The following is an 8,039-nucleotide window of genomic DNA, read 5'->3' as shown; positions in this document are numbered from 1 at the left end:
CCGGGCGGCTGGGCGGCACGCCCGGTGCCGCGCGCCACCGCCGCTTCCAGCATCCGCCGCATCGCAGCCGCACTTTCGGCCGGGACCACGCGATGCAACCGCGGCGCCTCGACCGCCGCCGGCCGCCCGTCGGCCCGCGCGCCGAGCAGGCCGCGCGGCTCCGGCAGCAACCCCCCATTGGCGAAGGGCGCATAGGCCGCGGTGAGGTCGAGCAAGGTCACCTCGCCGGTGCCGAGCGCGAGGGTCGCATCGTTCGGGAAGGGCCCGGCGAGGCCGAAGCGCCGCGCCAGCGCCGCCACCTCGCGTGGGCCGCCGGACCTCTGCAGCACCCGCACCGCCGAGGTGTTCACCGAATGCGCCAGCGCGTCCTCCAGCGTGATCTCGCCACGGCTGCGCCACTCGCCATTGCCGGGCGACCAGCCGCCGAGGGTCAGCGGGCCGTCCGCGACCGGATCGGAGGCGCCTACGCCGCGCTCCAGCGCGGCCAGGAAGACGAAGGGCTTGAAGGCGGAGCCGGGCTGGCGACGCGCCTGGGTGGCACGGTTGAACTGGCTGGCCCGGAAGTCGCGGCCGCCCACCATGGCCCGGACATTGCCGGTCGCCGCCTCCATCACCACGACCGCGCCCTGGTTCACGCGCGCACGCGCGCCCGGGCCGGCGAGCAGCGCCTCCAGCCGCGCCTCCGCCAGTGTCTGCAGGCGAAGGTCGAGGGTCGTGCGCAGCACCAGGTCGGCATTGCCGGGAAAACGATCGGCGAGGTCGTCCATCACCCAATCGGCGAACCAACCCGCGCCACGCGAGGGGCGCGGCGGGATGCGCATCTGCTCGACCGCCAGCGTCGCCTGCTGACGCGTGAGGATGCCGGTCTCCGCCATCGCCTCCAGCACCTCGACGGCGCGCGCCGCGGCGCCGTCTGGGTTGCGGCGCGGATTGAGGCGGGAGGGCGCCTGGGGCAGCCCTGCAAGCAGGGCCGACTGCCACAGGCTGACGCGCGCGGCGGGCACGCCGAAATAGAGCCGCGCCGCGGCATCCACCCCATAGGCGCCGCCGCCGAGATAGATGCGGTTGAGGTAGATCTCGAGCAGCTCGTCCTTGGTGAAGCGCCATTCGAGCCAGAGCGCCATCACCGCTTCCTGCGCCTTGCGCCACAGGCTGCGTTCCGGCGTCAGGAACAGGTTCTTCGCCAGTTGCTGCGTCAGGGTGGAGCCCCCCTGCACGACGCGGCCGGTGGTCCAGTTGATCCAGGCGGCGCGCGCGATGCCGATCGGGTCCAGCCCGAAATGCTGGCGGAAGCGCCGGTCCTCGATGGCGATCACCGCGGCCGGGAGGTGGGCCGGGAGGTCGCGCAGCCGCACGATCTCGCCCACCACGTCGCCGGAATTGGCGATGATGCGCCCGTCCGCGGCTTCCAGCGTCACGCCCGGCCGGCGCGTCTGGCTCAGCGCGATGTCGGTGCGCGGCAGGTCCCAGGTGAGCGCGAGCAGCAGCGCCCCCAGGGCGATCGCGCCCCAGATGCCGACCAGCACCAACCGGCGGAGCCAACGCCAGCCCGAGCGCGGGGCGCGGGGAGGTCTGGCGGGGGTGCGGACGGGCGCGGCGCGGGCCATTCGCCCCGGGCTGTAGCACGCCGCCAGGCGCCCTGCGCGCGTCGGGCTCTTGCGCGAGGCTCCGCCACCCGAACCGGCGCGAGGGGCGCCAGCGGACGCCTTGCGTCCCGCAAAGCGATCTGCATGGCCCAACGCAATAACGTCCTGGTTGATAACGGACATGACGACGGTGGAATGTTCTTGCGTCGCCTCAACCCTGAGTCTTGCAAGAACTGTTCATTTTTCGACACAGCAAAGTGGCAATAGCGTCGCGAGGCCGGCTCAGCACAACGCGAAAGGATGACACGATGCCTCCTCCCAAGAAGAATCCGAGCACACAAACCGTCACATTCATTAGTGAGTCGTCGTCCTACCCGAACGTACTCGGCGCGAGCAACGCCTCCGGCTCGCTCCCAGAAGATGGCGGGACAGTGGTCTTCAAGGTCAACCCGCATACGTATCTGGAGTTGACCAACGTCAACACCGAGCTGGTCAAGTACTACGCTGACGATGGGGACGGCGTCCTGACCGATACAGATGCGCTGATTTATTCGGGCGCGCCGTCGGGGTTCAAGACCAAGGACCTGAGAAAGGCCTCGGTCGACTACGACACCAAAACCTTCTTCGCCGCCTTCGAAGACGACCCGAACAACCCCGACATGGACTACAACGATTTCGTCGCACAGATCACGCTCGAGACGACGGACATCACGGTCCGCCCGAATGCCGGCCGCGGCAACGGCTCGGAACTGGTCGGCGGCATCGATATCGACCCCGGCAACTCGACCGGCCGGAACAACGGTGGCGACTTCCCCGACGTGCTCTGACCGCACAGGGCTCCTGCCCTGACCAGGATCGCCGGCGACGGGCTGCGGCCCGCCGCCGGCGGGACCCTTGGTGCCTGCTCCTGCCGCGCTGTGCGCGGCGCGTGACGATAGCGGAGCGGGGCTCGGCCCGGCGCGCGCTCGCCCCGATGGCTGCGCGCTTCGGCGCCGCACAGACCCGGCGCCCGCCTGCCGCCCCGAGACCGCGGCACCCGTCCGTCGCTTCGCGGCGCTTGCGCCCTCATCCCGGAACGATCATGTGCCGTGCAGGCGCCCCGCAGAAGGGCGCCGCGACAGGGCCTCAGCTCACGGACTTCTCGAACCGGGACGACAACACATGACCCATCTCTCGCGGCGCGCCCTGCTCGGCGCCGCCGGCCTCGCCGCGCTTCCGACCGCCGTCCACGCGCAGGAGTGGACGCCACCAGGCCCCGTGCGACTGATCAACCCCTTCGCCCCCGGCGGCTCGCCCGACATCCTGGCCCGCGTCATGGCGCCGCACATGCAGGGCTTCCTCGGCCAGCCGATGGTGGTCGAGAACCGCCCCGGCGCCGGCGCGGCGGTCGGCACCCGCAGCGTGGCGCGCGCCGCAGCCGACGGCACGACGGTGCTGCTCGCGCCCATTTCCTCGGTGATCGCGGCCTTCATGATGCGCGAGCCGGGCTACGAGCTGTCGGATTTCCGCCCGGTCTCGCACCTCGCCACCACGCCCTTCGTACTGGTGGTGCGCCCGGGACGCTTCGCCAATGTCCAGGAGTGGGATCGCCACATGAAGGCCAATCCCGGCCGCATGACCGGCGCCACCGGCGGGTCGGGCACGCCGCACCAGCTGGCGGCGGAACTCTACCGCCAGGCCTCGGGCACCGACTTCCAGCTCGTCGCCTATCGTGGCACGGCGCCGGCGCTGACCGACCTGCGCGCCGGCACGGTGGACTTCATGTTCGCGGACATGCCGGCCGCCCTCGGCCAGGTCCGCCAGGGCGGGCTGCAGGCGCTGGCCGTCTGCACGCTGAACCGCGTCCCGGTGCTGCCCGACACCCCGACCATGGCGGAGAGCGTGGCACCCGGCTTCGACGCGAATTCCTGGGTGATGTGGTGGGTGCCCGCCGCGACGCCGGACCCCGTCGCCCGGCGCCTGTCCGCAGCGGCCCGGCATGGGCTCGCCCAGCCCGACGTGGTGGCGCGCGCCAACGACGTGGGCTTCGTGCTCGTCGGCTCGGACATGGACGGTGCCGCGCGGCACCTGCGGAGCGAGGTGGAGAAGTGGTCCGGCCTGATCCGCGCCCGCGGCCTGGTCTTCGAGGAGGCGTAAGAGCGCCTCTCTGAACCTGGGGGCGCCCCTGGGCGGCGTCGCGGCGTCACGCCAAAGGCGTGCCGTCGGCACGACGCGCAAATGCGAGCCTTCGGCACGACGCGCAAAGGCGTGCCGTCGGCACGACGCCGCGGCAACACAGGGACACCGCCCAGGATCAGCGCCCATGACGGGGCCCCGCAGAGCCGCATCGCGGTTCTGCGGGGAGTTCAGGCGCCCACGCCCGGGACGGGGCCGACCTCACGCGCCACGGCGAGAAGGGTGCGGCGCAGCCAGGCATGGCCGGCGTCCGCCTCGAAGCGGCGGTGGAAGACGAGGCTCAGCCGCGTGTGCCGGATCTCCACCGGGCATGGACGCAGCGCCAGGCCATGCACCTCCGCCAGGCGCTGGGCCAGCCGGGCGGAGAGCGTCATCACCATGTCGGTGCGGGCCAGGATCTCCGGCACTGCGCCGAGATGGGCGACCACGGCGCCGAGCCGGCGCGGGTGCCCCGCCTCCGCCAGCGGACCATCGAGCGCGCCGTCGCGCGAGCCGTTCGGCGAATGCAGCAGGTGCGGAAACTGGGTGAAGCGCGCGATGGTCATCGGCCCCTCGGCCAGCGGATGCCCGGCGCGCATCAGCGTCAGGAAGCCCTCCGGCAGCAGCCGCACCCGCGTGTAGAGCGCCGGCGGTTCCGGCAGCACCGCGACCGCGAGTTCCGCCTCGCCCTTCTCCAGCAGGTTCTGGGCATTGGTGCGGTCGGCGTGGCGGATGGCGAGCAGCGCGCGCGGCGCCTCGCGCGCCATCACCTCGAGCAGCGGCGGCGCCAGGACGCTCTCGGCATATTCGCTCAGTGCCAGGGTGAAGACGCGATCCGTCGTCGCCGGATCAAAGGGCGCATGGACGGCCAGCGTCTGGCGCAGCCGGTCCAGCACCTCGGCGACCGGTCCGGCCAGCGACAGCGCGAGAGCCGTCGGCTCCACGCCGCCGGGACGCCGCAGGAACAGCTCGTCGCCGAGCGCCGCGCGCAGCCGCGCCAGCGCGTTCGACACCGCGGGCTGCGAGAGGTTCAGCTTCTCCGCCGCGCGAGTGACGTGGCGCTCGCGCGCCACCGCGTCGAAGACGCGCAGCAGGTTCAGGTCGAGGCTCTGCAGGTCGGCCAGGGCCGCCTCCCGTCATCACGTGCGGTGATGATCGCCGTTCCGTCCCGGCGTTGGAAGGCCGGCGGGGAAGCGCGCCAGATGCCGGGCGACGGGAGCGCGCCGCGCGCCCCGAACGAACAGGAGACCGAGATGCGCCTCGACCCCACCACCACCACCCCCTACGCCGCGCTGCTGCTGCGCGTGACGCTCGGCGTCGCCTTCCTCGCCCATGGGTTGCTGCTCAAGGTGATGACCTTCGGCCTGGCCGGGACCATGGGGTTCTTCGGCTCGATCGGCTACCCGCCGGTCTTTGGCGCGATCGTCGCCATCGCCGAGATCGCCGCCGGCCTCGCGCTGATCGCCGGCGTCTGGGTGCGGCTGGTGAGCCTGCTGACCCTGCCGATCATGATCGGCGCCACGCTGCAGCACCTGCCGGCCGGCTGGGTGTTCAGCGCGCAGGGCGGCGGCTGGGAGTTCCCGGCCATGTGGACGGTGCTGATGCTGGTCCAGGCCGGGCTCGGCGCGGGCGCCTTCGCCCTCGACCCGGCGCGCCTGCTGGGCCGCGGCAGCGCCCCGGCCCATGCCTGACCGGCCGGCGTCCAGGGGCCGGCGGGGTTTTCCGCTGGCCTTTTGGGCGCGAAGGCCCTAGATACGCCGCGCAGGCCGGTCCGGATCCCCGGGCCGGCCTTCGCTGCGATGGCAGCGGGTGCAAGGGCTCCGCCGATCCGACACGGGACGGTGGCGGCGTTTCCGGCCACATGGGGCGCAGATCCGCTGGGATCGTGCCTTCCCATGCCGCCCGAGACGCCTGTCATCCCCCGAGGGGGACTTCCCCGACCAGGGGCGGACAGCCGGACTCGGACCACCCATGCCGTCGTGACCTTGGCCTTGCGCGCCCTGCGCGCGGGGTTTCTGCGGTCCTGTGCGCCCGGCGCCCAGGGCCGTTCGCACACGGCCGCGGCGAAGGCGCCCGGCCGAGAAGGACGACGCATGTTCGACAAGTATTTCCGCAAGGAAATCGCCTGGGGCGGCCAGCTCCTCACCCTCGAGACCGGCAAGGTCGCCCGCCAGGCGGATGGCGCCGTGATGGCGCGCCTCGGCGACACCATCGTGCTCTGCACCGCGGTCGGCGCCCGCTCCGTGAAGCCGGGCCAGGACTTCTTCCCGCTGACGGTGAACTACCAGGAGAAGGCCTTCGCGGCCGGCAAGATCCCGGGCGGCTTCTTCAAGCGCGAGGGGCGCCCCTCGGAGAACGAGACGCTGGTCTCGCGCCTGATCGACCGCCCGATCCGCCCCCTGTTCCCCGAGGGCTTCCGCAACGAGGTGCAGGTGGTCGCCACCGTGCTCTCGCATGACATGGAGAACGACCCCGACATCGTCGCGATGGTCGGCTGCTCGGCGGCGCTGACGCTCTCCGGCATTCCGTTCTTCGGCCCGATCGGCGGCGCCCGCGTCGGCTACGTCGACGGCCAGTACGTGCTGAACCCGACGCTCGCGCAGCGCAAGCAGAGCCAGCTCGACCTCGTGGTCGCCGGCACCGCCGAGGGCGTGCTGATGGTCGAGTCCGAGGCGCAGGAGCTCTCCGAAGAGGTCATGCTCGGCGCCGTGGAGTTCGGCCACAAGAGCTTCCAGGCCGTGATCCAGGGCATCATCGAGCTGGCCGAGGTCGCCGCGAAGGATCCCTGGCCGCTCACCGAGGAGAGCGACGCGGCCAAGGCGCTGAAGGCGCGCATCGCCGAGCTCGGCCGCGCCCAGATGGCCGAGGCCTACAAGATCATCCCGAAGCTCGAGCGCCAGAACGCGGTCGGCGCGGTCAAGAAGGCCGTCGTCGCGCAGCTCGAGGCCGAGGGCCTGGACGCCGGCGCCGCAAAGGGCCTGCTGAAGGAGCTCGAGGCCGACGTCGTCCGCAACAACATCCTCGACACCGGGATGCGCATCGACGGCCGCGACACCAAGACCGTGCGCCAGATCACGGCGGAGGTCGGCGTGCTGCCGCGCGCGCATGGCTCCGCGCTGTTCACGCGCGGCGAGACGCAGGCGCTCTGCGTCGCCACGCTGGGCACCGGGCAGGACGAGCAGATCATCGACGCGCTGGCGGGCGAGTACCGCGAGGCGTTCATGCTGCACTACAACTTCCCGCCCTACTCGGTGAACGAGACGGGCCGCATGGGTTCCCCCGGCCGGCGCGAGATCGGCCACGGCAAGCTCGCCTGGCGCGCCATCCGCCCGCTGCTGCCGGAGAAGGAGAAGTTCCCCTACACGATGCGCGTCGTCTCCGAGATCACGGAGAGCAACGGCAGCTCGTCGATGGCGACCGTCTGCGGCACCTCGCTGTCGCTGATGGACGCCGGCGCGCCGCTGAAGCGCCCCTGCGCCGGCATCGCGATGGGCCTGATCAAGGAAGACCGCGGCTTCGCCGTGCTGTCCGACATCCTCGGCGACGAGGATCACCTCGGCGACATGGACTTCAAGGTGGCCGGCACCGAGCAGGGCATCACCGCCCTGCAGATGGACATCAAGATCACCTCGATCACCTTCGAGATCATGAAGATCGCGCTCGGCCAGGCGAAGGACGGGCGGCTTCACATCCTCGGCGAGATGGCCAAGGGGATCAGCGGGGCGCGCGGCGACGTGGCCGCGACTGCACCGCGCATCACCGTGATCAACATCAACAAGGACAAGATCCGCGACGTCATCGGCTCGGGCGGCAAGGTGATCCGCGAGATCACCGAGCAGACCGGCACCAAGATCGACATCGACGACGACGGCACCATCAAGGTGGCGGCGACCTCGGTGGAGGCGGCGCAGAAGGCGATCGACTGGATCCAGGGCATCGTCGCCGAGCCCGAGGTCGGCAAGATCTACAACGGCAAGGTCGTGAAGACCGCCGAGTTCGGCGCCTTCGTGAACTTCCTCGGTGCCAAGGACGGGCTGGTCCACATCTCCGAGCTCGCGAATGAGCGCGTCAACAAGACCACCGACGTGGTCAAGGAAGGCGACGCGGTGAAGGTGAAGGTCCTCGGCTTCGACGACCGCGGCAAGGTGAAGCTGTCCATGCGCGTCGTGGACCAGCAGACCGGCGCCGACATCACCGAGCAGGTCGGCGCCCGCCGCCCGCGCCCCGAAGGCGAGAACGGGGAGCGCGGCGATCGTGGCGACCGGCGCGACCGCGACCGGCGCCCCCGGCGCGACCGCG

The 8,039-nt window shown here is 71.5% G+C and carries 6 protein-coding genes; 4 read left to right on the top strand and 2 right to left on the bottom strand.

The window, feature by feature from the left end:
• Positions 1-1,526: transglycosylase domain-containing protein (locus L2I40_RS14390; RefSeq protein WP_237215744.1), on the bottom strand; the 1,526-nt coding region annotated here is incomplete at its 3' end.
• 368 nt (positions 1,527-1,894) lie between these two features.
• Between L2I40_RS14390 and L2I40_RS14385 the strand changes: the two genes are divergently transcribed.
• Positions 1,895-2,413: a hypothetical protein gene (locus L2I40_RS14385; RefSeq protein WP_237215739.1), complete on the top strand. Its 519-nt coding sequence runs from the start codon at positions 1,895-1,897 to the stop codon at positions 2,411-2,413.
• A 334-nt stretch (positions 2,414-2,747) separates the two neighbouring features.
• Positions 2,748-3,722, top strand: a complete 975-nt coding sequence (locus L2I40_RS14380; RefSeq protein WP_237215737.1) for a Bug family tripartite tricarboxylate transporter substrate binding protein — start codon at positions 2,748-2,750, stop codon at positions 3,720-3,722.
• A gap of 209 nt (positions 3,723-3,931) precedes the next feature.
• Here the strand turns inward: L2I40_RS14380 and L2I40_RS14375 are convergent, their stop codons facing one another.
• Positions 3,932-4,831 (bottom strand): LysR family transcriptional regulator, encoded by a 900-nt coding sequence (locus L2I40_RS14375; RefSeq protein WP_272910965.1) that lies wholly within the window; start codon positions 4,829-4,831, stop codon positions 3,932-3,934.
• 162 nt (positions 4,832-4,993) lie between these two features.
• On the opposite strand from L2I40_RS14375, the gene L2I40_RS14370 reads away from it, so the two are divergent.
• Positions 4,994-5,431 (top strand): DoxX family protein, encoded by a 438-nt coding sequence (locus L2I40_RS14370; RefSeq protein WP_237215734.1) that lies wholly within the window; start codon positions 4,994-4,996, stop codon positions 5,429-5,431.
• A 402-nt stretch (positions 5,432-5,833) separates the two neighbouring features.
• Positions 5,834-8,039, top strand: a 2,206-nt coding sequence (gene pnp, locus L2I40_RS14365; protein ID WP_237215732.1) for a polyribonucleotide nucleotidyltransferase, incomplete at its 3' end; no start/stop codon positions are given.

The sequence above is a fragment of the Falsiroseomonas oryziterrae genome, from assembly GCF_021864505.1.
Lineage (GTDB): Bacteria > Pseudomonadota > Alphaproteobacteria > Acetobacterales > Acetobacteraceae > Falsiroseomonas > Falsiroseomonas oryziterrae.
The sequence above is the reverse complement of the archived record's forward strand: the minus strand, read 5'-3'. Positions and strand labels throughout refer to the sequence as shown.